This window comes from Peptoniphilus indolicus ATCC 29427 (assembly GCF_000227315.1).
Taxonomy (GTDB): Bacteria; Bacillota; Clostridia; order Tissierellales; family Peptoniphilaceae; genus Peptoniphilus; species Peptoniphilus indolicus.
The window spans coordinates 93965-95010 of the sequence record NZ_JH165061.1 but is presented as its reverse complement, the minus strand read 5'-3'; the positions used below and the strand labels follow the sequence as shown (position 1 = coordinate 95010).

Annotated in this window: 1 protein-coding gene; it reads left to right on the top strand. The window is 42.4% G+C overall.

The features are described 5' to 3' along the window. Window position 1 precedes the first annotated feature (1 nt). Window positions 2–1046, top strand: a 1045-nt coding sequence (tuf, locus tag HMPREF9129_RS00450; protein WP_004819164.1) for an elongation factor Tu, incomplete at its 3' end; no start/stop codon positions are given.

Below are 1046 nucleotides of genomic sequence, written 5' to 3'. Positions count from 1 at the left end.
AATGGCTAAAGCTAAATTTGAAAGAAACAAACCACACGTAAACATAGGAACAATAGGACACGTAGACCACGGAAAAACAACACTAACAGCAGCAATAACACTAGTACTAAACAAAAGATTCGGATCAGGTGAATTCGTAGACTACGCAAACATCGATAAAGCACCAGAAGAAAGAGAAAGAGGAATTACAATCTCAACATCACACGTAGAATACGAAACAGCAAACAGACACTACGCACACGTAGACTGTCCAGGACACGCTGACTACGTAAAGAACATGATCACAGGAGCAGCACAAATGGACGGAGCAATCCTAGTATGCTCAGCAGCAGACGGTCCAATGCCACAAACAAGAGAACACATCCTACTAGCAAGACAAGTAGGGGTACCAAAAATAGTAGTATTCCTAAACAAAGAAGACCAAGTAGATGACCCGGAACTAATCGAATTAGTAGAAATGGAAATCAGAGACCTACTAAGCGAATACGACTTTGACGGAGACAACACACCAATCGTAGTAGGATCAGCCCTAAAAGCATTAGAAGATCCGGACGGAGAATGGGGAGACAAAATCCTAAAACTAATGGAAGCAGTAGACGAATACATTCCAGAGCCAGTAAGAGACATAGACCACCCATTCCTAATGCCAGTAGAAGACGTATTCTCAATCACAGGAAGAGGAACAGTAGCAACAGGAAGAGTAGAACAAGGAACAGTAAAAGTAGGCGACAACGTAGAACTAGTAGGACTAACAGAAGAAAGAAGAACCCTAGTAGTAACAGGAGTTGAAATGTTCAAGAAGCAACTAGACCAAGCCCAAGCAGGAGATAACATCGGAGCCCTACTAAGAGGAATCCAAAGAGATGAAATCGAAAGAGGCCAAGTACTAGCAGCACCAGGAACAATCAATCCACACACAAAATTCGAAGCCGAAGTATACGTACTATCAAAAGAAGAAGGTGGAAGACACACACCATTCTTTAACGGATACAGACCACAATTCTACTTCAGAACAACAGACGTAACAGGAGACATCCAACTAGCAG